This is a genomic window from Xenorhabdus innexi (assembly GCF_002632485.1).
Classification (GTDB): Bacteria; Pseudomonadota; Gammaproteobacteria; order Enterobacterales; family Enterobacteriaceae; genus Xenorhabdus; species Xenorhabdus innexi.
The window spans coordinates 1-23,180 of the sequence record NZ_NIBU01000044.1 but is presented as its reverse complement, the minus strand read 5'-3'; the positions used below and the strand labels follow the sequence as shown (position 1 = coordinate 23,180).

General features: G+C 41.1%; 20 protein-coding genes. 10 read left to right on the top strand and 10 right to left on the bottom strand.

The features are described 5' to 3' along the window. Positions 1-33: 33 nt before the first annotated feature. Positions 34-1,293 (top strand): adenylosuccinate synthase, encoded by a 1,260-nt coding sequence (locus Xinn_RS15030; protein ID WP_086955890.1) that lies wholly within the window; start codon positions 34-36, stop codon positions 1,291-1,293. A gap of 16 nt (positions 1,294-1,309) precedes the next feature. Then, positions 1,310-1,744 carry an NUDIX domain-containing protein gene (locus Xinn_RS15025; protein WP_086955892.1) on the top strand — a complete coding sequence of 145 codons (435 nt, stop codon included), beginning with the start codon at positions 1,310-1,312 and terminating at the stop codon, positions 1,742-1,744. Positions 1,745-1,830: 86 nt separating this feature from the next. Here Xinn_RS15025 and Xinn_RS15020 read toward each other — a convergent pair whose 3' ends face one another. Beyond that, positions 1,831-3,024, bottom strand: a complete 1,194-nt coding sequence (locus tag Xinn_RS15020) for an MFS transporter (protein WP_086955893.1) — start codon at positions 3,022-3,024, stop codon at positions 1,831-1,833. A gap of 135 nt (positions 3,025-3,159) precedes the next feature. Between Xinn_RS15020 and Xinn_RS15015 the strand changes: the two genes are divergently transcribed. Then, entirely contained in the window at positions 3,160-3,747 is a 588-nt protein-coding gene (locus tag Xinn_RS15015; protein ID WP_086955895.1) for a TetR/AcrR family transcriptional regulator, read from the top strand. Positions 3,748-3,923: 176 nt separating this feature from the next. Here the strand turns inward: Xinn_RS15015 and Xinn_RS15010 are convergent, their stop codons facing one another. Next, positions 3,924-5,513 carry an ATP-binding cassette domain-containing protein gene (locus Xinn_RS15010; RefSeq protein WP_086955897.1) on the bottom strand — a complete coding sequence of 530 codons (1,590 nt, stop codon included), beginning with the start codon at positions 5,511-5,513 and terminating at the stop codon, positions 3,924-3,926. Between the two features lie 484 nt (positions 5,514-5,997). Here Xinn_RS15010 and mutT point away from each other — a divergent pair, with 484 nt between their 5' ends. Continuing rightward, the gene (gene mutT, locus Xinn_RS15005; protein WP_086955898.1) at positions 5,998-6,399 is read left to right on the top strand and encodes an 8-oxo-dGTP diphosphatase MutT; all 402 of its coding nucleotides are present in this window, start codon (positions 5,998-6,000) and stop codon (positions 6,397-6,399) included. A 96-nt stretch (positions 6,400-6,495) separates the two neighbouring features. Here the strand turns inward: mutT and yacG are convergent, their stop codons facing one another. The 6 genes from yacG to ppdD all read right to left on the bottom strand — a co-directional run bounded on the left by yacG (position 6,496) and on the right by ppdD (position 11,566). Next, positions 6,496-6,693 carry a DNA gyrase inhibitor YacG gene (yacG, locus tag Xinn_RS15000; protein ID WP_086955899.1) on the bottom strand — a complete coding sequence of 66 codons (198 nt, stop codon included), beginning with the start codon at positions 6,691-6,693 and terminating at the stop codon, positions 6,496-6,498. 32 nt (positions 6,694-6,725) lie between these two features. Further along, positions 6,726-7,484, bottom strand: coding sequence for a cell division protein ZapD (gene zapD, locus Xinn_RS14995; RefSeq protein WP_086955901.1), 759 nt, complete (start codon positions 7,482-7,484; stop codon positions 6,726-6,728). Further along, positions 7,477-8,100 (bottom strand): dephospho-CoA kinase, encoded by a 624-nt coding sequence (gene coaE / locus Xinn_RS14990; RefSeq protein ID WP_086955902.1) that lies wholly within the window; start codon positions 8,098-8,100, stop codon positions 7,477-7,479. Before coaE ends, zapD begins: the two co-directional genes overlap by 8 nt. A gap of 188 nt (positions 8,101-8,288) precedes the next feature. Further along, entirely contained in the window at positions 8,289-9,488 is a 1,200-nt protein-coding gene (gene hofC / locus Xinn_RS14985; protein ID WP_086955904.1) for a protein transport protein HofC, read from the bottom strand. A gap of 35 nt (positions 9,489-9,523) precedes the next feature. Then, positions 9,524-11,002 (bottom strand): type II secretion system protein GspE, encoded by a 1,479-nt coding sequence (gspE, locus tag Xinn_RS14980; RefSeq protein ID WP_186435666.1) that lies wholly within the window; start codon positions 11,000-11,002, stop codon positions 9,524-9,526. Positions 11,003-11,143: 141 nt separating this feature from the next. Then, on the bottom strand, positions 11,144-11,566 hold the full coding sequence (gene ppdD, locus Xinn_RS14975; protein WP_086955906.1) for a prepilin peptidase-dependent pilin: 423 nt from the start codon (positions 11,564-11,566) through the stop codon (positions 11,144-11,146). Between the two features lie 525 nt (positions 11,567-12,091). Here ppdD and ampD point away from each other — a divergent pair. From ampD to lpdA, 6 genes are all read left to right on the top strand, one after another. Beyond that, entirely contained in the window at positions 12,092-12,634 is a 543-nt protein-coding gene (gene ampD, locus Xinn_RS14970) for a 1,6-anhydro-N-acetylmuramyl-L-alanine amidase AmpD (protein WP_086955908.1), read from the top strand. Between the two features lie 5 nt (positions 12,635-12,639). Next, positions 12,640-13,494 carry a beta-lactamase regulator AmpE gene (gene ampE, locus Xinn_RS14965; RefSeq protein WP_086955910.1) on the top strand — a complete coding sequence of 285 codons (855 nt, stop codon included), beginning with the start codon at positions 12,640-12,642 and terminating at the stop codon, positions 13,492-13,494. Between the two features lie 1,057 nt (positions 13,495-14,551). Further along, positions 14,552-15,316 carry a pyruvate dehydrogenase complex transcriptional repressor PdhR gene (gene pdhR / locus Xinn_RS14960; RefSeq protein ID WP_086955912.1) on the top strand — a complete coding sequence of 255 codons (765 nt, stop codon included), beginning with the start codon at positions 14,552-14,554 and terminating at the stop codon, positions 15,314-15,316. A gap of 239 nt (positions 15,317-15,555) precedes the next feature. Next, positions 15,556-18,219 (top strand): pyruvate dehydrogenase (acetyl-transferring), homodimeric type, encoded by a 2,664-nt coding sequence (aceE, locus tag Xinn_RS14955; RefSeq protein ID WP_086955914.1) that lies wholly within the window; start codon positions 15,556-15,558, stop codon positions 18,217-18,219. A 13-nt stretch (positions 18,220-18,232) separates the two neighbouring features. After that, positions 18,233-20,089, top strand: a complete 1,857-nt coding sequence (gene aceF / locus Xinn_RS14950; RefSeq protein WP_086955915.1) for a pyruvate dehydrogenase complex dihydrolipoyllysine-residue acetyltransferase — start codon at positions 18,233-18,235, stop codon at positions 20,087-20,089. Between the two features lie 203 nt (positions 20,090-20,292). Continuing rightward, positions 20,293-21,720, top strand: a complete 1,428-nt coding sequence (lpdA, locus tag Xinn_RS14945) for a dihydrolipoyl dehydrogenase (protein ID WP_086955916.1) — start codon at positions 20,293-20,295, stop codon at positions 21,718-21,720. A gap of 132 nt (positions 21,721-21,852) precedes the next feature. Here the strand turns inward: lpdA and Xinn_RS14940 are convergent, their stop codons facing one another. Next, complete coding sequence (locus Xinn_RS14940; RefSeq protein WP_086955918.1) at positions 21,853-22,470, bottom strand: GNAT family N-acetyltransferase; 618 nt, start codon at positions 22,468-22,470, stop codon at positions 21,853-21,855. A 394-nt stretch (positions 22,471-22,864) separates the two neighbouring features. Continuing rightward, positions 22,865-23,180 (bottom strand): transposase (locus Xinn_RS23480; protein ID WP_211285986.1); only part of this gene is annotated, 316 nt, incomplete at its 5' end.

The following is a 23,180-nucleotide window of genomic DNA, read 5'->3' as shown; positions in this document are numbered from 1 at the left end:
ATTTGAAATATTTTTTATAAATAGGGAGAGCCTATGTTAATAGCTGTGGTTGGCCTTCAATTTGGAGATGAAGGAAAAGGGAAGTTTGTTGATTATTTATCTGGTGGTGTGAATAGTATCGCCAGATTTAATGGAGGTGCAAATGCAGGCCATTGTGTACAATATGGAAATGTGAGGGGTTCTTTTTCTCAATTACCGGCATCACTTAATAAAAAGAATCTCTATATTTGCCAAGGAGCATTAATTAGCCTGCCTGTACTTGTGAAAGAAATTGAGTTTATACAAAGAGAGAAGATTAACTCCAGCATTTCAATTGATCCTCGGTGCCATATCGTATTGCCATTACATGCCGAGTTAAATAAAGCATCTGAAAAATATAAAGGTAAGAATAAAATAGGATCTGTAGGGGTTGGTGTCGGTGCCTGTGTTGAAGATAAATCTAACCGGCACGGAATCCGGCTTATTGATACTCTGGATAAAGAAAAGCTCAGGAAAAAACTAGAGTTTCTTTGGGGCATCAGGGAAAAACAAATTAGCCATGTTTTTAATGATAATTCGAATTTAGATTTCGAGGAAATGTTAGAAATAACTCATCAGTACGGAAAAAAGATCGAACCTTATTTTACATTTACCAATGAAGCAATCCGTGATTTATTGAGTAAGGGAGAAGATATCTTACTTGAAACATCACAAGCCACTTTTTTGGATAACAGCTTTGGTACTTATCCTTATACCGTGGCATATCAGACCTTGGTTCAGACCTGTTTTGCCATGATTGGTATACCGGCGCAGAAAATGCATATTGTCGGTGTGATGAAAGCTTATATGATCCGCGTCGGTAACGGCCCATTCCCGACCGAATTATTGACTGAACAGGCGGATTATATCCGGGAGCGTGGAAACGAGTATGGTACTGTTTCCAAAAGGCCGAGACGATGTGGCTGGCTGGATTTATGTCTGATTAAACACGCGGTAAAGCTTAACGGGGTAACGGAATTAGCCATAACCAATACTGATGTCTTAGCGGGTTTAGATGAAATAAAAGTGGCTATTGCATATGAAATTGATGATGAACCGGTTTGCTGTGATAAGGCATTATTGCAACTTGATAAAGTTAAACCAGTTTATAAAATTTTCAAAGGTTGGGGAGAACTTAACCCATCATATACACACTTAGCAGAGCTACCTACTGAGCTGATTGATTTCCTGACTTTTATTCAGGACTATGCCGGGGTTCCAATCAAATATATCTCGCATGGGCCAGACAGGGATCAAACATTAATAGTGCAGTAATAAGATGAGGAAGATAATGATTCATTATGTAACCGGGTTTATGTTTTCTGAAGATAAAAAACATGTTGCTCTTATTTCTAAGTTACAGCCCAGTTGGCAGAAGGGGAAACTCAATGGTATTGGTGGAAAAATAGAAACAGGTGAAACGCCTCAACAGGCAATGGCAAGAGAATTCGCCGAAGAAGCAGGAATTAAGACTCAGCCTGAAGAGTGGAAACTATTTACCGTGCTGACCCGTCCTGATGCTTATCAGGTTAATTTTCTCTATACGCATGATGACAGCGTTTATTCTGCAAAATCTATTGAAAAAGAAATTGTTGATATATACGAAGCACATTTATTACCTGATAATGTTATCTACAATTTACGTTGGCTCATTCCGATGGCTCTTGATGAACACTTACGTTTTGACAGTCCGATTGAAATTATGGAAATGAGAGAGCATTCATAACCCACGCTGACGAAGTTTTTTTATTAGCATAGTGCTCGCCTTGTGACGAGCACTTTCTATTCTTTATAAGGGAGACTATTTTTTATTTAGTATTTTTTTAAACGAAAAAGTGTAAAGTAACCGTAGCATATTATTAAAATAACTCCTATTCCAGCAATTAAAGACACTATAAATCCACCACGAGAACCATATATATCCACAGATTGCCCTGCCATAGTTGCACCTAAAGCAACACCGGTATTGAGACCAGAAAGTAACCAGGTTAATCCTTCCGTCAATCTCTTTTCCGGAGTTATTTTTTCAATTAATGCCATTGAGAGAATCATTGTTGGCGCAAAAAATAGACCTGCTATAAAAACAGTTAAAGCTAAACCGGAAATGCTGCTAACTATTAAAAAAGGAACGGTAGTTAAAGCAGTACCCAACCCTCCTACAATAAAAAGTCGGTATAGTGGTGTTTTCAGTTTAATCGCACCAAATATCAATCCGGCAAGACACGAACCTATAGCATAAGCTGATAATACTAAACTGACCGCTGCCGGATGCCCTAATTGTTCGGCAAAAGCAACGCTCACTATATCGACAGTCCCGACAATAATACCCATAAAGAAAAATAGTAATGATAAAATCCATACGGCAGGGATTTTAATTATTGAACTGTTTGTTTCCTGAGTTGTTTTCCGGGGTTCAACAGGAGGCTCTGTCTTGCGAAACATCACAAAGAAACATACACCTACAGCTAGCAGAAGAGCTGCTACCAGAGGCCCGGCTTGCGGGAAAAGGGCTACGCTCAAACCAATTGATATAGGTGGGCCAAGAATGAAGGATATTTCATCAAATACTGTTTCGAGGGAATATGCGGTTTGTAGCTGAGGTTGTCCACGGTAGATAACGGTCCAGCGGGCACGTACCATCGCCGACATACTGGGCATAAAACCAGCCAGAATAGCACATAAAAATAGTATCCAAATGGGTGCCTGCCAGTGCGCACAGGCTAAAAGAGCGAATATCCCTAAAACACTTATTGCAGTAGTAATGGGTAGAATGAAGTATTGCCCGTAACGATCGACTAAGCGAGAAATTTGAGGGGATATTAGAGCATAGGTTAATACAAAAGTTGCTGATACTGACCCCGCTAATCCGTAGCTTCCACTGAGCTGCGATAGCATGGCTATGATACCAATTCCGGTCATTGGAAGTGGCATACGTGCTATAAAACCAGCCAAAGAAAATCTTACTGCACCAGATGATTTGAATAACTCACTATAAGGATTGCTCATATTGCTTCTCATTGTGATAATTGGTTGCATAAAATTTAAGATACCAACAAATATACGCTACGTATGTTAATTTAACATGCCAGCATACGCAGCGTATGTCAATGAGTTGTATATTGCATATTAACGGAAGGATAAATGGCTCGGCGAACCCGTATAGAAATGGTAGAAGAGACGCGTAGCAAGTTATTGGCTGCTGCCCGCTATGCTTTTGGCACTTTAGGTTATGCTAATACTTCAATGGATGATTTTACTGCTAAGGTAGGTCTTACACGTGGTGCTTTATATCACCATTTTGGTGATAAGAAAGGTTTACTAATGGCTGTTGTGGAACAAATTGATTCAGAGGTGGATCAACATCTCCAGTCAATATCTGATAACGCAACAGATTTATGGACTGGTTTTAGTGACAGGTGTCGGGCTTATTTAACAATGTCACTTAATCAGGAATTTCAACAAATAGTATTAAGAGACTCGAAAATTATTCTGGGTGATCAATTCAGAAAATCACAGTCTTACTGCATTTTATCAATGAGAAAACTTCTGGAAAAAATGATCCTTGAGAAAAAGATAAAAGATGTTGACGCAGAATCTTTGGCTTGCTTAATAAATGGAAGCTTAGTTGAAGCAGCTTTATGGATTGCTGATGATACAGATCAACAAGCTAAACTGGAAAAAGTTATTCCGGCTTTTGATTTATTACTTGATGGCTTGAAATGTGATTAATTCTATAACTATTTTAATATGCTCTAATAGATTAGCTGTGTTGGTGATAGCTTTTTGGCCTTGTTTTTGTATTCCCCAATTTCAGGGGAATACAACGATTACTGATAAAGTTTAGGTTAAAAATATTTCGTTATAGCTGTCCGGTGCATAAAATTAACAATTCATCACATGTTAGTTTAATCTCCCAGTACCAGTTCCTGCATGTTACCAATACCCTCAATAAATTGATCATCATGAGAAATTAACACCATCGCACCAGTGTAATCATGTAGTGCTTTCTGGAGTAGTTCACGGGATTCAATATCCAGATGATTATCCGGTTCATCCAACAACAGAAGTGCCGGTGCAGAAGGCCCGCAAAATAAACAGGCAAGGGCAACTTTCAGTTGTTCTCCCCCGCTCAGATAACCAACAGGTTTTAGCGCTTCCTCTCCACGCATTCGCAGTTGTGCCAGCCGGGTGCGATAACGATCTTCAGGCCAGCCAGGTGATTGTAATTGGAAGTTATACAAGGCTGACTGGGTTTTATCGAGGAATGAAAAATGTTGATCCATCAGGCGGTGTGATGGGGTGATGCGACAAGTTCCCTGTTCTGGTGCCTGCGAACCAGTCATGACTTTTAGTAGTGTCGATTTTCCACTGCCATTTTTGCCGGTGACAGCGAGGCGGTCACCGTTATTAATGGTCAGGCTGATAGGGGAGGTTGAGCCAAAGGGTAAAATAACATCCTGTAGATAAAGCAGTGGAGGAGTTGCTGCCTGCGGGGTTGCAACCGCAATTGACAGAGGATCGATAATTTCGAGTTTTGTTCTGGCATCTGTGGCTAAGGAAGAACTGCGCTGTAATCTTTCTTCATTCTGTTTTGCCAGTCGTGACAACGTCGATTCGGAGCGATTCAGTGCGCGATCCAGAAGAATTTTAGCCTGATTAGCATTTTCCCTGCGCTGTTTACCCTGACTTCGCCTTTTTTCAGATTGTTCCCGATCCCTTTGTTTATCTCGTACGGCTTGTTTGAGGTTTTTTCGGGTCTGATCCACATCGCGTTGTATACCTAGCCTCAACTGTTCTTTACTTTCCAGCCACGTTTCCCAGCCCCCGATACTTCGCGATAGCCCCAACCCACTGAGTTCATAAACAACGGATACACGCTGCAATAGCTTGGTATCATGTGTAACCAGTAAAATGCCACCATTGAAAGTTTTCAGCCATTGGGCTAACCAGAGGCGTCCCTGTCGATCAAGGTGGTTACTTGGTTCATCCAGAATCATAAAACCGGCTCCCTGTTTTTTGAGAGATAATAACCGAAGCCGTGTTTGTTCTCCTCCGCTGAGTAAATTAAAGGGTTGGTTTAATATTTCAGGAGCAAGTTCACCTTCAGCCAGTAAAGATTCAATCTGGAATTGCCAATCCCAGTTTCCTTCCATAAGATCAAAATCTGCTGCTTCACCGATACCAGCAAGAATACGCTCATTGGCATTAATAATGTCAGTGAGTCCGAATAGGTTTGCTGAAATACCCGTAAAAGTAGACAGGCCTTGTGATAGATAACCAACATCACAAAAATGTTTGACACTTCCTTCCGATGGTAACGTTTGTTGCGCCAGTATTGATGCTAACCAGGATTTACCAATACCATTACGGCCTATTAGTGCGTGCTGCCCTGTATACAGAGAAATATCAATATCAGAAAATAATGGTTTGAGTTCACCAGAAAATTGATAGGCTATTTTTCTTGCTTCGATTAATGGTTGACCTTCATATTGCATGAATAATTCTCCCTCAATCTTTATTGAATTACTTGATTATTTTTATTTTCGGATAAAACCTTATTTGCAGTTTTTTCCATTCATTTTTCAGCGTACCTCTTTGTTCTATTTTCTGATTACTATCTTTCAAGCTACTTTTTATTGGCTATGCCAATTATCACGGTCATTAACAGAGGTAATCTATACTCTAAAAGGAGGGACTTTCATGACAATGATATCGCTTGAAATTCATTAGATATAATTGATTGAGTTATTTTTGATAAGTGGGGTTTTGTTGAGTATATATAATATTCTCTTATGCATAAAGAGATTAATAAAAAGAAATGGGAATTGATGCAGATCTCGTGAGATTATACCCAATGGGTTTCAAATTGCACCGAGGGTCCGCTTTCGGTGAAAGGCAGTTTGAAAAAGGACGGGTATATGTCTTTCCCATAAGGGCTGTTTATTATGGCCCGTAAGAATGATTATTATGGAAAACGTTATGGAAAAAAAGCATCTGCATATTGCGGCAGGCATTATTAAAAATAGCAATGATGAAATTTTTATTACCCAACGTCGTGCCGATTCACATATGGGGGGATTTTGGGAATTTCCGGGAGGAAAGCTTGAACAGGGAGAAACGCCAGAACAAGCCTTGATAAGAGAGTTAAAAGAAGAGGTTGGTATCACCGTAACTCATTATGAGTTAATGGAAATTATCACTCATGAATTTTCAGACAGGAATATTACACTTTACTTTTTTTTAGTTGACCAATGGGAGAATGAGCCATTTGGAAAAGAAGGACAACCTTCCCGCTGGCTCTTGCAAACCAAATTAATTGCTGATGAGTTCCCTCCAGCAAACCGTAGTGTTGTTGGTTTATTGACCAATAATTCGAACTGACTAAAGTAAAGGTAGCGTCGAATTTATCCGACGCTATACCCATCTTTTTCAAAGTCTTTCTTGAGTAACAATCGGCCTGAAATTAATCAAATGCTTTTACTGTTCAGGCAGTTCGCTCCATTCGTCATTTTCTGTGCTGTCACCCTGACTTGGTATTTTCTTTTCTTCATTAGCCCACTCACCTAAGTCGATTAATTGACAACGCTTACTGCAAAACGGTCGGTGCGGGCTAATTTCTCCCCAGATTACGGCCTGACCACATGTAGGACATGCGACAGTCAATATTTCAGACATGCTGTTTTCTCCTGCTTAGTTTGAGGGTTATGTTAACAGCAGGCCAATTCAAATGACAAATGTGCAGGTACCGTACCATTTTCGCTGTCCATTGGCAGAAAACGGATAGCAAAGCGGGTTTTGTGACCAGAAACTTGTGGATAAATTAATTGGTTATTCGAAATATCTAATTTTAACCTTAGCAGATCAGACTCACCTGCATTTCCCTGATAAAAACCATTATGGCTCACCTGTGAAGAGAACATTGTTGATTGCCGTATCAGTTCCAGAATACTTTCTAAAGCCTGCTTTAATGGCATTAGGCTGTTTAGCCAAGAACTGACGGTTTCATCCCGGGTAGATTGAGGAAGATGAAGCCACAGATGTAATGTCGGTAAATCAAAACTGCAACATCCACCAGGAATACTGAGCCGTTGGCGAACCATGCTGATGATACGGTCTTCTTTTATTTGTTGGCTAAGGCGGGGAGCATGATGTAATGCAAGACTCCGCTCTTTTAGTTGCTCTACCAAATTATGAATCATAGCCGTATCTACATTGGGAGCACTGAGCCATTGTCTTAATTTTATTTGCTGGCGATCCAGTTCCTTCAATAACTCAGAACGTACTTCGCCACGCTCCAATATCTCAATTAATTCGGCGATTGTACGAAAAAACGCTAGGCTGTTCGCTTGCGAATCCAGATGACACTGTTTTTCCAGTTGTTGCAGTGAAGATTCAATCCTCAACCATGAACGCATCTTTTCATTTAGCGGGTGTTCAAAAATAATAGTGGAGGTTGCATCACTCATTACGTTCTTCCTGTCTGACTGATTCTGCTTGTTTCAAATATTGTTGATGTAATTCGGCTATACGTGCAGTGAGATCTTGCTCTTTTTGATCGTTAAATATGACATCATCTGCTTTTTCCAGACGTTCATTGCGACCTACCTGTGCAGCCAGAATACTTTCAACCTGTTCTCGGCTGACGCCATCACGCGTGATTGTCCGGCTGATTTGTACTTCAGGTGGCACATCAACAACTAAGACTCGGTCAGCTAAGTGTATTAAATTATTTTCTATTAACAGAGGTACGACCCAAATAGCATAAGGGGCGTTGATTTGGTTCAGCTGCCGTTGTGTTTCCGCGTGTATTACTGGGTGAAGCAGTGAATTGAGCCATTGCTTTTCTGCTGGTACAGCAAAAATTTTCTGGCGTAACACTACACGGTTTAAACTGCCATCCGATAGTAGGATATCTGAACCAAAGTGTTCGGTGATTGACTGTAATGCGGGAGAGCCGGGAGCTACAACTTCTCTGGCAATAATATCTGCATCAACAAGCGGGACACCAAGGGATGAAAATATATTAGAGATAGTCGTTTTACCGCTACCAATTCCACCTGTGAGTGCAACAATATAAGTCATTCTACCCCTTTAAATATTCTGATAGCGTACACGAATAAATTGTAACTCAAGGGAGGCATATGGGCTATAAACAAACATATATAATTCTTGTTTTTACCGTAATGCACCAGTTACATAGTTATCGCTCCCTTGGTTTATTCGGGGAAGTATCGCCACGCTATAACTAAAAATACAATAAATATAATATGTTACGTTAAAATAGTACCTAGCTGAAAAATAGGTAAATACATGGCGAGTAGTAACAGGCCAACAATTACTGCCATGAGTAGCATTAATACAGGTTCAAGTAAGTGAACTAAGTTATCAACGCAGTTTATAAATTGTTCCTGATACCATATAGCTAGGTTACCCAAAAATAACTCGAGCTCACCAGATTCTTCACCAATTATGACGAATTGTTTACATAATGGTGGAAAGCAAGATTCTTTTTTCAACGCATTACTCATTGATACACCTTGCTGTATTTGTCGATTAAGACTTTTTATTCCAGCCATAAATAATGGGTGATGAGTTGCATTCAATGCACACTCCAAACCAATCGTTAAAGTTAACCCTGATTTTTGAGTCATAAATAGAATATGGAATATCTGACTGGTATGACTATACGTTATAATTTTTTTGAATAGAGGCAATTGTGTAAAAAATATTTTTTCTTTTTCATACAATATCGGAAATCGGGAGCGTAATCCTAAATAAGAAACTATAGTTGCTAATATTGTTGTAGAAACGAAAAATCCATAATTAAGAAGAAAATCAGAAGCGGACAAGACCCACAGTGTCAATAAAGGAAGTGATGCATCAAATGAAGAATAAACCTGTTTGAATTCTGGTAAAACAAAAATAAGCATTAATAAAAGAACAACGATAGCAACAAAGGAAATTATTAACGGGTAGCGATACGATTTCTGGAATTTTTTATGCAATATATTTTTTTGCTCCAGTTGCTTAATAAGTAACTGGCAGCAGGCTTCAAGTTGGCCCGTTTGTTCTCCTACTGCAATAAACTGGCAAAATAAAGGAGAAAACAATTCTGGGTAATTCTGTAAAGCGGTAGAAAAAGATTCCCCCTGACTAATTTTTTGGATAACATCAGATAATATACATCGCCAGATGATACTTTTACATTCCGGTAATAAAATATTAAGAGCCTGTAACAGAGGAATACCTGATGTCAATAATGTATTTAATTGTTGAGTGAAGTGCAGCCGATAAGCAATTTCTTTTTCACTATAAAAAATAATCTGTCGGCGTTTAATTGCATAGGGTTGTAGATCAAGTTGACTCAGGTGGTTGAAAATAAACTTCCTGTTCTGTGCAATATTTTCTCCAGTTATAATGCTTCCTTTTTTATTCACTGCTTTCCACTGATAAATAAATTCTATTTTCATGCTTTGCCTTCTATTGTGATATTTATTGGATATGCTTACTGCCCTAGAATTTGATAAACCTCTTCCAAAGTTGTTATGCCCTGCTCGACTAGTATTAACCCGGCAGATAAAAGGGTTACTTTCGGTTGCAGGGCTGATAAACAGGGAAGCTTGTCAGCAGAGTGTTCTGATAAAGTCTGTTGAATTTCAGGTGTTATTTCGAGAAATTCATAGATGGCTGTTCTGCCATAATAACCAGAAAAACAGTGCTCACAGCCGATCGCTACCCATTGTCTTATCGTGATTTTTTGTTTTGTATCGTTATTATCAGTATGTATTATCGTGGGCTCTTCTTTTGGTTGCCTGCAATGAGGACAAAGTTTACGGACTAATCGTTGAGCAATAATTAATTTGACGCACGATGCGGTGGTATAACCTGAAATCCCAAGATACTGTAATCGCGATAAGGTATCTATCGTCGAGTTGGTATGTAAGGTAGATAAAACCAAATGACCTGTTTGAGCAGACTTCATCGATATTTCAGCGGTTTCATTATCACGAATCTCACCAACCATGATGATATCCGGGTCCTGTCGGAGTAATGCCCGTAAGACTTTAGCAAAATCAAGGCCGATTTTATTATTTACTTGTGTTTGATTAATGCCCTGTAAGGGGATTTCTATTGGATCTTCAACGCTACAGATGTTCTTTTGAGTTTGGTTTAAATATTTCAGGCAACTATATAATGTAACTGTTTTACCACTTCCTGTTGGGCCGGTTACCACAATCATTCCCTGTGGTACATGAAGTTTCTGTATTAAAAGCTGTAACTGAGATTCAGACAGCCCAAGTTGTTCCAATGATAGTTGTTGGATGGTGCTGAGAATACGTAGAACAATTTTTTCTCCATACAAAGTTGGCAATGTTGAGATGCGTATTGCATAACTGTTGTCGTTATTATTCCAGTCAAACTGTCCATCCTGGGGCTGGCGTTTTTCTGCAATATTGAGTTTTGCCATAATTTTTAAGCGGGCAGGAATGCCTGTATTCATCTGAGGAGAAGGTGCAGGCATAAAATGTAATGTACCGTCAACCCGTATACGTATCTGATAGCTATTTTGCAAAGGCTCAAAATGAATATCTGATGCTCTTTTTTGTATAGAGATAGAGATTGTCTGATTAATTAATTGAATGACAGGAGTGTCAATATCTTCTGTATTACTTTCATGCAATTGTGCCCGGTTGTAATGGTTATCTGGGATGGCTAAATTTTCTATCCGATAAATTCCTGTCTCATCATTTTCTGTACAATAGTTTTCTGTATAGGGAATTAGCGTGTTTTTTTGTATTAGCATTGACTCTATTTTAGCTTTTGGCCAAATTTCAAAATCAATTACTGCTCCTGAAATAAAGCGTAATGCAGCAGTAAACTCTTCATTTGGTGAATGGCTACAGGCAATAGTGATAGAATAACTATTTCTTTTTATAATTATTGCTTGGTTTTTCTGGCAGAGTTCATTAATTTCCTTTTCCATTAAAACATTCTCCTTTTTGTTTATGTGCTATATTTTTTAATGCAAATGCATTCTTAATTAAAATACGGATGATTACACTCTTAGTGAAGAGTGATGTTTTAATTATGATGTGAAAAAAATATATTTTTGTTTTTTATTTTTTTAAAATTTAAATATCTCCTGACATTTAACTTTTAACGATTCATTTTCAGCATTGCACATTACCTGCCATTGAGTCATGCCTGTTTTGGGATCTTGAGCTGGTTTTAAGCTGACACTCAGGCCACTGAGATTTTGATTACCAATGACATTTATTTCTCCCTCTTTTACTGTGATTGTATTGATGTAACGACTATTGTGCCTTGATGGGATTGATGTATTTCCCGAACTGCAACCTTTATAATCTCCGGCTTCAAAATGACAAATATCAATACCGGATTTATAGGAAACAATAGATTGCAGCATATCAGTCAGTGCTGCCTTTTGGATATATCCCTGATAGCTTGGAATACCAATTGCACCAAGGATAGAAACAATTGCCATTACCACCATGACTTCCATTAATGTGAACCCCTGTTGATTCATATTATTTTCCCTCCTTTTATTTTTTTATTTGATATACCCTTCGTCTTTCAAATTAATTCTTTGTTGGCTGCGCTCACTCACCCCAGCCACATAGTTATCTATGCTCCAGAGGATTAATGAAAGGCTCTTGCCTTTCACCGGAGGTCAGCCTTTGGCTGGGCAAATTCGTTCCCGACGAATTTGTCATTTCCTTGCCGCGCGATGTGACTTGAAATCCATTGGGTATAGCTACATGGTTTCGTTATTTTTAATAAAAATAGATTCATAACATTTGTTACTTGCTGATGCCTAGCATGAAGTTTTTTTTGAAAAAGAAAATAAGGTAAATAAAATTTATGGAAATGACTCAAAGAAAATAATTATTAATTACATTTTATACTGGGAAGTTTTCGAGCTTGCTCGCAAATGAAAACTTCAACAGAAATACTCCTCGATTGAAAAATCCAACCTGTTACACTTTGTCTGCATCTTGAAATTCATAGGGTATATACTCAATAGGTTTTGAAAGATGAAGGAGTTAAGGGTATGAGGTTACATGAAGGCTGGATTGCTGAAGCCAGAAAGGTTATTTCACCGCATTATGATCTGCGCCCAGCAGGGGAAATCCCATCATTATTAGTTATACATAATATTAGCTTACCGCCCGGTAAGTTCGGCGGGCCGTATATTGATCAGTTATTTATGGGAACGTTGGATCCGAGTGAAGACCCTTTTTTTGAGGAAATAAAAGGGTTGAGGGTTTCTGCGCACTGTTTGATCCGCCGTGATGGTGAAGTTGTGCAATATGTTCCTTTTGATAAAAGAGCATGGCATGCAGGTGTTTCCTGTTATTGCGATCGGGAGACATGCAATGATTTTTCAATAGGGATTGAATTGGAAGGGACTGACTACGAACCATTTACTGAAATTCAGTACATTAAGCTGGCAGAAGTGACTGAATTGCTTATCAGTCATTATCCTGAGATCCGTAATAATATTACAGGTCACAGTGATATTGCACCGGGCAGGAAAACGGATCCAGGGCCTTATTTTTACTGGGAACACTATCGGCAATTTTTAAAGGAGTAAGTTGGATGACTCTCTTTATTTTATTGTTAATACTGGCATGGGAACGCATTTTTAAAATGGGAGACCATTGGCAGTTAGAACACTATTTGTCTCCTTTTTTTGCCAGAGTAAAAGTATATTCACTGTGGTTAAGTTTAGTCATGGTGCTTGTGGTCGCTTTTTTGACCTGGAAACTTGTTGATGCACTGAGTGTTGTTGCTTTTGGTATCCCCGCGCTCTTGCTATGCATTATGATCAGTTTGTTATGTATTGGTGCCGGATCTTTGCGTCATAGTTATCGAGAGTATCTTCGGTCTGTACGAACTGGTGATGTGGAGCAACAGAGTATCCATCTTAAAAATTTGGTTACAGGGCAACAGAATTTGTCTGAAATGACAAAAGATGAACGGTTACGTGAAATTCAGAATGCGTTGATCTGGATAAATTTCCGCTATTATCTTGCTCCGATTTTCTGGTTAGTTGTTATGGGGGAATTTGGACCAGCAATTTTAATGGGATACTGTTTTCTGAGGGCTTATCAGAAATGGTTGGCGCAATGTAGAACTTCTGTACAGCGTGCTCAATCCGGGGTTGATGTGTTATTAAATTGTCTGGATTGGATACCTGCACGTCTGGCGGGTATTGCTTATGCTCTGCTAGGGCATGGGGAAAAAGCGTTACCGGCTTGGATTGCATCACTCAGTGATTTGCGAACATCACAATATAAAGTAGTCAGTCAATTGGCTCAATTTGCATTGAGTAAAGAGCCTCATTTGGATCTTCTGAATACTCCCCTTGCTGCGGTAAAAATTGCGAAAAAAGCAACATTCACGATTGTGATTATTGTTGCATTGCTGACGATTTATGGCGCGTTAGTATAAAAAGTTCCCGCCTGTGCCTTATGTGACATCTGGCGGGAATTACTCTAAAAGGGTTTTTATACCGTCCATTTTTCAGGTTTCAGCTTCCGTGTGGCGAGATTGCTAATGGATACCCTTATCTGAACGAGACAATTTGAAATATATTGGTATATATAAAATTAGCCTGAGTATACCCTTAATAATCTTTGGAGTTGCTTCTGTGTTGGCTAAGTATCTCCGGTTATATAACTATTATTCTCCTGATAGTCCACTTCTTTGCCGGTGTGATTCAACTCGAAATCTATTGGGTATGTATTCATCCTGAAACGTTAGAATACTCCCTGAGTTGGCACTTAAATTAACCACTTAAGAAATGTCCATAACATTTTTGTTATTCCTGAGGGGAGGGGATTGCGTTTAACTCTTTTTTTGCGTGTGTTTTTGATCACTTATTTATTTGTCACTGTATTGTTGTTTACCACTGCACAAGAGAGTGATTCAGCCCAAAATCTGTCCGGTATATTGGCTGCGTGGTGAAATAATTAAGTTATATTTGTGATTAAAGACTATAGATTCTGTTAATAACATAATCATGATATTACCATGATAACAGTACGAGCTGAATTTGTTCACCATGTTGTGTTCGTTATATTGCCTAAGTTAATAGTAATGTATAAATTTAAATAACAAATAAACAAAAGAATTAATATATTAAATAAAATATAACAATAGCTAATGAGTTTAATTTGTATCCTTACCATGTTTACCGGTTTTACTGGCTGAAAATCCCACTTGGTTGTAATTTTCTGATAAAAATTAAAATAATTTGTTAAAATTTGCAGGTTTTTATGATTTAGCCCAAGGTCTTTATAGACAGCTAGTGAATACTTTGTTACTTTATGGCCTGTATTCTAAATTGGTATTACCAATTGACTAAATCCCGGCTAAATGAGGTTAATTGAATGAGGTCAGTCAACTGAAAATTAGTCTGAATACCCTGTTGAACAGGGTATAGGGGCATAGTTCAACCAATAAATAGTTCAAGTAACATTTACTTACTGAATGGCTTACAGCAGATATGGCTTATAGCAAAATTCGCCAACCAAAGTTATCAGATGTGATTGAGAAGCGTCTGGAAAACCTCATTCTCGAAGGCTCGTTACGCCCTGGGGAAAAGCTGCCGCCTGAGCGTGAGCTGGCGAAGCAGTTCGAGGTATCACGTCCTTCATTGCGCGAAGCCATTCAAAAACTAGAAGCCAAAGGGTTTCTTTTCCGTCGTCAGGGTGGAGGAACTTTTGTACAGAGTAATCTCTGGCAAAGTTTCAGTGACCCACTCGCCCAACTTATTGCAGAGAATCAGGAATCACAGTTTGATCTCCTCGAAGCGCGTCATGCGCTGGAAGGTATCGCAGCTTATTATGCGGCTCTCAGAGGAACAGATGAAGATTTTAAACGCATTAAGGAAAGCCACCTCGCGATTCAGGAAGCACAGGAAAGCGGGAATATTGGTGCGGAATCTGATGCAGTTCTGCAATATCAACTTATTGTCACAGAAGCAGCCCATAACGTGGTTTTGCTGCATTTGCTGCGTTGTATGATCCCGATGCTGGAGCAGAATATCCGGCGCAATTTCGAGTTCATTTATACCCGTAAAGAAATGCTGGCGGCAGTGAGTAATCATAGGGCCGAGATTTTTCACGCAATAATGGCGAAGGAACCAGAAAAAGCCCGTGAGGCTTCACATCGTCATTTGTCTTTCATTGAAGAAGTTTTATTGGATCTAACTCGTGAGCATACCCGTCGTGAACGCTCACTGAGGCGGCTCCAACAACATCAGGAATAAGAGCCTATCCTCCGGGGCGTCATGGATTAAAACAACTCCCAAATGGGGTAGGTCTTAAATTGACTGTACAGACCTGGCTGCTGCGCCTGTACAGTCGTTATGCTCTTTTTGAAGAGTTTTAGCGGCAACATATAGCAGGGCCTATCTTCCGGTCATGACTGGCTTAATGTCAAAGGGTATGACCAGAAGATAGGCTCCAAAACAACCATTAGAAATAGATAACAGATAAGGAACACACCATGTCAGATATTTTGAAAAATGACGTGGATCCGATCGAAACTCGCGACTGGTTACAGGCGATCGAATCGGTCATCCGTGAAGAAGGTGTTGAACGCGCTCAATTCCTGATTGATCAGGTTTTGAACGAAGCACGTAAAGGTGGTGTTAGTGTTGCAGCTGGTACTGCAAGCCGTGATTACATCAACACGATTCCGGTTGAGGATGAGCCGGCTTACCCTGGTAATCTGGATTTGGAGCGCCGTATTCGTTCCGCAATTCGCTGGAATGCCATCATGACTGTTCTGCGCGCTTCCAAGAAAGATCTGGAACTGGGCGGTCACATGGCTTCATTCCAGTCTTCCGCTACTGTTTATGAAGTTTGTTTTAACCATTTCTTCCGTGCCCGTAATGACAACGATGGCGGCGACTTGGTTTACTTCCAGGGCCACATCTCTCCGGGCGTTTATGCTCGTGCATTCCTTGAAGGACGTCTGACTGAAGAGCAGATGAATAACTTCCGTCAGGAAATCGGTGGTAACGGTCTGTCTTCTTATCCGCACCCTAAACTGATGCCTGACTTCTGGCAGTTCCCGACTGTTTCAATGGGTCTGGGCCCAATTTCTGCGATTTATCAGGCTAAATTCCTGAAGTACCTGGATAATCGTGGTCTGAAAGATACGTCTAAACAAACTGTTTATGCTTTCTTGGGCGACGGTGAAATGGATGAGCCAGAATCCAAAGGTGCGATCACTATCGCAACCCGTGAAAAACTGGACAACCTGGTATTCATCATCAACTGTAACCTACAGCGTCTGGATGGCCCAGTAACCGGTAACGGGAAAATTGTTAACGAACTGGAAGGCATCTTTGCAGGCGCTGGCTGGCAGGTACTGAAAGTCCTGTGGGGTGAGCGTTGGGATGCTCTGCTGCGTAAAGATACCAGCGGTAAACTGGTTCAGCTGATGAACGAAACTCTGGACGGCGACTATCAGACATTCAAGTCTAAAGATGGTGCTTATGTTCGTAAACACTTCTTCGGTCGTTACCCAGAAACTGCGGAATTGGTCAAAGACATGACTGATGACGAAATCTGGGCTCTGAACCGTGGTGGTCATGATCCTAAGAAAGTTTACGCTGCACTGAATAAAGCACAGGAAACTAAAGGCCAACCAACTGTAATCCTGGCTCAGACCGTTAAAGGTTACGGCATGGGTGATACTGCTGAAGGTAAAAATATTGCCCATCAGGTTAAGAAAATGAACATGGAAGGCGTTCGCCAGTTCCGTGATCGTTTTAATGTACCTGTTTCTGATGAACAAGTTGAAAATCTGGAATACATGACTTTCGACAAAGACTCAGAAGAATCCAAGTATCTGCATGAGCGTCGTAACGCGCTGGGTGGTTACCTGCCAAGCCGTCGTGTGAACTTCGACGAGAAACTGGAAATCCCTGCTCTGGAAGACTTCAGTTCTCTGTTGGAAGAACAATCCAAAGAAATTTCTACCACTATCGCTTTCGTTCGTGCCCTGAACGTGATGTTGAAGAATAAGTCTGTTAAAGACCGTCTGGTTCCGATCATTGCTGATGAAGCCCGTACTTTCGGTATGGAAGGTCTGTTCCGTCAAATCGGTATCTATAGCCCGAATGGTCAGCAGTATACTCCGCAGGACCGTGAGCAGGTTGCATACTATAAAGAAGACGCTAAAGGTCAGATCCTGCAGGAAGGCATCAACGAACTGGGTGCTGCATCATCTTGGCTGGCGGCTGCGACTTCTTACAGCACTAACAACCTGCCGATGATTCCGTTCTACATTTACTACTCTATGTTCGGATTCCAGCGTATCGGTGATCTGTGCTGGGCTGCTGGTGATCAGCAGGCTCGTGGCTTCCTGATTGGTGGTACTTCCGGTCGTACGACTCTGAACGGTGAAGGTCTGCAACATGAAGATGGCCACAGCCATATTCAATCTCTGACTATTCCTAACTGTATCTCTTACGATCCAGCGTTCGCTTATGAAGTGGCTGTTATCATGCATGACGGTCTGGAGCGTATGTATGGTGAGAAGCAAGAGAACATCTACTACTACATCACTACTCTGAACGAAAACTACCACATGCCAGCAATGCCGGAAGGTGCTGAAGAAGGTATCCGTAAAGGTATCTACAAACTGGAAAGCATGGAAGGCGCGAAAGGTAAAGTTCAGTTGCTGGGCTCCGGTTCTATCCTGCGTCATGTTCGTGAAGCAGCTAAGATCCTGTCTGATGAGTATGGTATTGGCTCTGACGTTTACAGCGTAACTTCTTTCACTGAACTGGCTCGTGATGGTCAGGATTGTGAGCGTTGGAACATGCTGCACCCATTAGAAGAACCTCGCGTTCCTTATATCGCTCAGGTCATGAATGATGCACCAGCAGTTGCTTCTACCGATTACATGAAGCTGTTTGCTGAGCAGGTTCGTAACTTTGTACCAGCAAGCGATTTCCGTGTACTGGGTACTGACGGCTTCGGTCGTTCTGACAGCCGTGAAAACCTGCGTCATCACTTTGAAGTTGATGCTTCTTACGTGGTTGTTGCTGCTTTGGGTGAATTGGCTAAACGTGGCGAAGTTGATGTGAAATTGGTTGAAGAAGCTATCAATAAATACAGCATCAACCCAGAAAAAGTTAACCCACGTCTGGCATAAGAGGTAAAGATTAATGTCTATCGAAATTAACGTACCTGATATTGGTGCAGATGAAGTTGAAGTTACCGAGATTCTGGTGAACGTAGGTGACACAGTAGAAGAAGAACAGTCACTGATCACTGTTGAAGGCGACAAGGCTTCTATGGAAGTTCCTTCTCCACAGGCGGGTGTGATTAAAGAAATTAAAGTTGCGGTTGGTGACAAAGTTGAAACCGGCAAACTAATCATGATTTTTGAATCAGCAACAGGCGCAGCAGAAGCGGCTCCTGTACAGCAGGAAGCCGCTCCGGCAGCAGCGCCTGTTGCAGCTGAAAGCAAAGAAGTTGCTGTACCGGATATCGGTGGTGACGAAGTTGAAGTTACCGAAATCATGGTCAAAGTCGGTGATACCATCACTGAAGAACAGTCTCTGCTCACTGTTGAAGGTGACAAGGCTTCCATGGAAGTTCCTGCTCCGTTCGCCGGTACTGTGAAAGAGATCAAAATCGCGGTTGGCGATAAAGTGAAAACTGGTTCTCTGATCATGGTATTTGAAATTGCAGGTTCTGGCGCAGCTCCGGCAGCGGCTCCGGCTCCAGTAGCAGCGCCTGCGGCATCTGCGGCAAAAGAAGTTAATGTACCGGATATCGGTGGTGATGAAGTTGAAGTTACCGAAGTCATGGTCAAAGTCGGTGACACTATCACTGAAGAACAGTCACTGATCACTGTTGAAGGTGACAAGGCTTCCATGGAAGTTCCTGCTCCGTTCGCCGGTACTGTGAAAGAGATCAAAATCGCGGTTGGCGATAAAGTGAAAACCGGTTCTCTGATCATGGTATTCGAAGTTGCCGGTGCAGCACCTGTGGCAGCACCAGCAGCAGCAGCTCCGGCTCCTGCTGCTGCACCAGCGAAAGCAGCACCAGCTCCAGCTAAACCAGCAGAAGGCAAAAATGAGTTTGCAGAAAATGACGCTTATGTTCATGCAACTCCGGTTATTCGTCGTCTGGCTCGTGAATTTGGCGTAAATCTGGCTAAAGTCAAAGGTACTGGTCGTAAAGGCCGTATCCTGCGTGAAGACGTTCAGGCTTACGTGAAAGATGCGATCAAGCGCGCAGAAGCAGCACCAGCTGCTGCGGGTGGTGGTCTGCCAGGTATGCTGCCTTGGCCGAAAGTTGATTTCAGCAAGTTTGGTGAAATCGAAGAAGTTGAAATGAGCCGTATCCAGAAAATCTCCGGTGCAAACCTGAGCCGTAACTGGGTAATGATCCCTCACGTTAACCTGTTCGATGAAGCGGATATCACTGAAGTTGAAGAATTCCGTAAACAACAGAACAAAGAAGCAGAGAAGAAACAGCTGGGCGTGAAGATCACTCCGCTGGTATTCGTTATGAAAGCTGCTGCGAAAGCACTGGAAGCAATGCCTCGCTTTAACAGCTCTATCTCTGAAGATGGCCAGAAGCTGATCCTGAAAAAATACGTCAACATCGGTATTGCGGTTGATACACCTAATGGTTTGGTTGTTCCTGTATTCAAAGATGTTAACAAAAAAGGCATCATGGAACTGTCAAGAGAGCTGGCTGAAGTATCTAAGAAAGCCCGTGCTGGTAAGCTGACTGCTTCCGACATGCAGGGCGGCTGTTTCACCATCTCAAGTCTGGGTGGTATCGGTACAACCGGTTTTGCACCAATCGTGAACGCACCAGAAGTTGCTATTATGGGTCTGTCCCGTTCTTCTATGAAGCCGGTCTGGAATGGCAAGGAATTCGTTCCTCGTCTGATCCTGCCTATGTCTCTGTCTTTCGACCACCGTGTGATCGATGGAGCTGATGGTGCTCGTTTCATCACTTATATTAATCAGTTGATGAGCGACATTCGCCGTCTGGTGATGTAATGCGAAGGCCGGTGAATATACCGGCCTAATAATTACGATCGTGACAGATATTTTATACTTGCATCTGGCAGGTTGAGATTTCTGTCACGTTAACGCGCTTTTCAGGTTATTTACAATTCTGTAAACTGCTCGCGGTGTGTACGTCCCGGTGGAATATGGTTTTTTTTCGTCTGACCCGCCGGACAAACAATTAAGAGGTCATGATGAGTACTGAAATTAAAGCCCAGGTAGTGGTGCTTGGAGCAGGCCCTGCGGGGTATTCTGCTGCTTTTCGTTGTGCAGACTTAGGTTTGGATACCGTTCTGGTTGAGCGCTACTCTACTCTGGGTGGTGTTTGTCTTAACGTGGGTTGTATCCCATCTAAAGCATTGCTTCACGTTGCAAAAGTCATTGAAGAAGCAAAAGCGCTGGCACAACACGGTATCGTGTTTGGTGAGCCACAAACTGATATCGATAAAATCCGTCTCTGGAAAGAAAAAGTTATTTCCCAGCTGACAGGTGGTCTGGGCGGCATGGCTAAGGGCCGTAAAGTTAACGTTGTTAACGGTGTTGGTAAATTTACGGGCGCTAACACTCTGGTAGTTGAAGGCGAAAACGGCGCAACAACGATTAATTTTGATAATGCCATTATCGCAGCGGGTTCACGCCCAATTCAGCTGCCATTTATTCCACATGATGACCCTCGCGTATGGGATTCTACTGATGCACTGGAACTGAAAACCGTTCCTGGACGCATGCTGGTTATGGGCGGCGGTATCATCGGTTTGGAAATGGGTACTGTTTATCACGCTCTGGGTTCTCAGATTGACGTGGTGGAAATGTTCGATCAGGTTATTCCTGCTGCGGACAAAGACGTTGTTAAAGTATTCACTAAGCGCGTCAGCAAGAAATTCAACCTGATGCTGGAAACTAAAGTGACTGCGGTAGAAGCTAAAGAAGATGGCATCTACGTGACAATGGAAGGTAAAAAAGCACCGGCAGAACCTCAGCGTTATGACGCAGTTCTGGTTGCTATCGGCCGTGTACCAAACGGTAAACTGATCGATGCTGGTCAGGCAGGTGTTGCTGTTGATGAGCGTGGCTTTATCAATGTTGATAAGCAAATGCGCACTAACGTACCTCATATCTTCGCTATCGGTGATATCGTTGGTCAGCCAATGCTGGCTCATAAAGGTGTTCATGAAGGTCATGTTGCAGCAGAAGTTATCTCTGGTAAGAAACATTACTTTGATCCAAAAGTGATCCCATCTATTGCTTACACTGAGCCAGAAGTTGCATGGGTTGGTCTGACTGAGAAAGAAGCGAAAGAGAAAGGCATCAGTTACGAAACTGCAACTTTCCCATGGGCGGCTTCTGGTCGTGCAATCGCATCTGACTGTTCAGATGGTATGACTAAACTGATTTTCGATAAAGAAAGCAACCGTATTATCGGTGGTGCTATTGTTGGTACTAACGGCGGCGAACTGCTGGGTGAAATCGGTCTGGCAATCGAAATGGGCTGTGATGCGGAAGATATCGCTCTGACTGTTCACGCTCACCCGACTCTGTACGAATCAATCGGTATGGCTGCGGAAATGTACGAAGGCAGCATCACTGACTTGCCAAATCCTAAGGCAAAGAAAAAGAAATAATTCTTTAGCTTTTGCATAGCGTTAAGCAAAATTTTAAACGGCTTTCACATAAGGAAGCCGTTTTTATTTTGTGTTTTTTATTATATTTCCCATCAGGCAGAACCAATTTATTTGAGATTTTAGACAGGGTGATTAAAACCTTTCTTTTAGACGATACTGATTATCGGTAAACTTCCATACTGGACTTTCAGAAGGAATGAGTCTCATTGATGTTGTTTCAAAATCAGAAAATCCAGACATTTCAAAGCCTAAATTTTGATAAAAACGTACAGCGTGAGGTTTTGCATTCGTCCATATTTCTTCATTGTTTGATAATTCCACCGCTTTTTCAATAAGTAAACTCCCGCATCCATGTGTTGCAGGGTGTGTGAGTATAAATCCTATCCTATCTGCGCCACTACCAAAAGCGGGAACAAAAACCATGATCCCAACAGGAATACTTTGTACTGAACAGATAAAGTAACGGTGATGTTTTGTTGAATTTTCATTTGAAGGGTTTTGATAGAGGCTCTCCATTTCTTGATATACAGACACGAAAGAATTTTGTCTCTCAGCAAACATCTTCATGGTGAGGTCAGAGTCAGAGTACCAATCAAGAATACTGACTTTAATATGAGCCAGCGCAATGAACATCTCACTTTTACTTACTTCTTTAATAACTGTTTGAAATTTTTTGAGATAAATTTCTTTTGATGATTCACCTATATGTAATCTTGATAATACATTACCAAATAATGTATTTATTTTCATAAAATATCTCCATTTTATTTAGTAATGGTTTTACTAAATTGTTTGGATGATGAATTGTCGATGCTATTTATTATGGGCTGGTTAGATAAAATAAAAAATAGACTTTTATAATAATGTTTATTAATTGAATTAGTTGATGATATTACAGAATAGGGCATTGCCAACTTGAATTACGTGGACGAGAATATTTTATAAGTTGATAGCCTCCTTGTGTCTGATTCCATTTATTGCTGTTAGCAGGGTTTAACTCCATTCGTAACAAGCCTAAAAAATCATCGGAATCCATAGGTACAAAACCTAATTTTTGATAAAAAACGTTAGCATCATACTCTGAATGGACTCGCAATATACCTTGATGTCCCAAGGCTAGTGGTGTATTCTGCAATTAATGACATCACTTTGTATTCCCACGGTAAAGCCACTTAAAAGGTTTAGCTAATACCCGGTTGTAATATTCGATATATTTTAAAATGCATGTCCGTAATATCGCTTTGCTGCTGACGGAAAGCCGCCTGAGCAAATGTCGGGAGACCAGACTGAACCAACATTCAATTTGATTTAACCAGGAAGCGTGTTTGGGGGTATAAACGAATCGGATCCGATGTGTCGGGTCTGATAGAAACTGCATGCGTGTCTCCATGGATTGAAGCGTTCCCCACTGGCCTTTCACTCCCAGTCCCTCATTAAGACCACAGGCTTCGGCAATGAAT

Excerpts from the sequence above, each read along its gene's own strand:
- Xinn_RS15030 (WP_086955890.1), top strand. The coding sequence starts at position 34 with ATGTTAATAGCTGTGGTTGGCCTTCAATTTGGAGATGAAGGAAAAGGG.
- Xinn_RS15025 (WP_086955892.1), top strand. The coding sequence starts at position 1,310 with ATGATTCATTATGTAACCGGGTTTATGTTTTCTGAAGATAAAAAACAT.
- Xinn_RS15020 (WP_086955893.1), bottom strand. The coding sequence starts at position 3,024 with ATGAGCAATCCTTATAGTGAGTTATTCAAATCATCTGGTGCAGTAAGA.
- Xinn_RS15015 (WP_086955895.1), top strand. The coding sequence starts at position 3,160 with ATGGCTCGGCGAACCCGTATAGAAATGGTAGAAGAGACGCGTAGCAAG.
- Xinn_RS15010 (WP_086955897.1), bottom strand. The coding sequence starts at position 5,513 with ATGCAATATGAAGGTCAACCATTAATCGAAGCAAGAAAAATAGCCTAT.
- mutT (WP_086955898.1), top strand. The coding sequence starts at position 5,998 with ATGGAAAAAAAGCATCTGCATATTGCGGCAGGCATTATTAAAAATAGC.
- yacG (WP_086955899.1), bottom strand. The coding sequence starts at position 6,693 with ATGTCTGAAATATTGACTGTCGCATGTCCTACATGTGGTCAGGCCGTA.
- zapD (WP_086955901.1), bottom strand. The coding sequence starts at position 7,484 with ATGAGTGATGCAACCTCCACTATTATTTTTGAACACCCGCTAAATGAA.
- coaE (WP_086955902.1), bottom strand. The coding sequence starts at position 8,100 with ATGACTTATATTGTTGCACTCACAGGTGGAATTGGTAGCGGTAAAACG.
- hofC (WP_086955904.1), bottom strand. The coding sequence starts at position 9,488 with ATGAAAATAGAATTTATTTATCAGTGGAAAGCAGTGAATAAAAAAGGA.
- gspE (WP_186435666.1), bottom strand. The coding sequence starts at position 11,002 with ATGGAAAAGGAAATTAATGAACTCTGCCAGAAAAACCAAGCAATAATT.
- ppdD (WP_086955906.1), bottom strand. The coding sequence starts at position 11,566 with ATGAATCAACAGGGGTTCACATTAATGGAAGTCATGGTGGTAATGGCA.
- ampD (WP_086955908.1), top strand. The coding sequence starts at position 12,092 with ATGAGGTTACATGAAGGCTGGATTGCTGAAGCCAGAAAGGTTATTTCA.
- ampE (WP_086955910.1), top strand. The coding sequence starts at position 12,640 with ATGACTCTCTTTATTTTATTGTTAATACTGGCATGGGAACGCATTTTT.
- pdhR (WP_086955912.1), top strand. The coding sequence starts at position 14,552 with ATGGCTTATAGCAAAATTCGCCAACCAAAGTTATCAGATGTGATTGAG.
- aceE (WP_086955914.1), top strand. The coding sequence starts at position 15,556 with ATGTCAGATATTTTGAAAAATGACGTGGATCCGATCGAAACTCGCGAC.
- aceF (WP_086955915.1), top strand. The coding sequence starts at position 18,233 with ATGTCTATCGAAATTAACGTACCTGATATTGGTGCAGATGAAGTTGAA.
- lpdA (WP_086955916.1), top strand. The coding sequence starts at position 20,293 with ATGAGTACTGAAATTAAAGCCCAGGTAGTGGTGCTTGGAGCAGGCCCT.
- Xinn_RS14940 (WP_086955918.1), bottom strand. The coding sequence starts at position 22,470 with ATGAAAATAAATACATTATTTGGTAATGTATTATCAAGATTACATATA.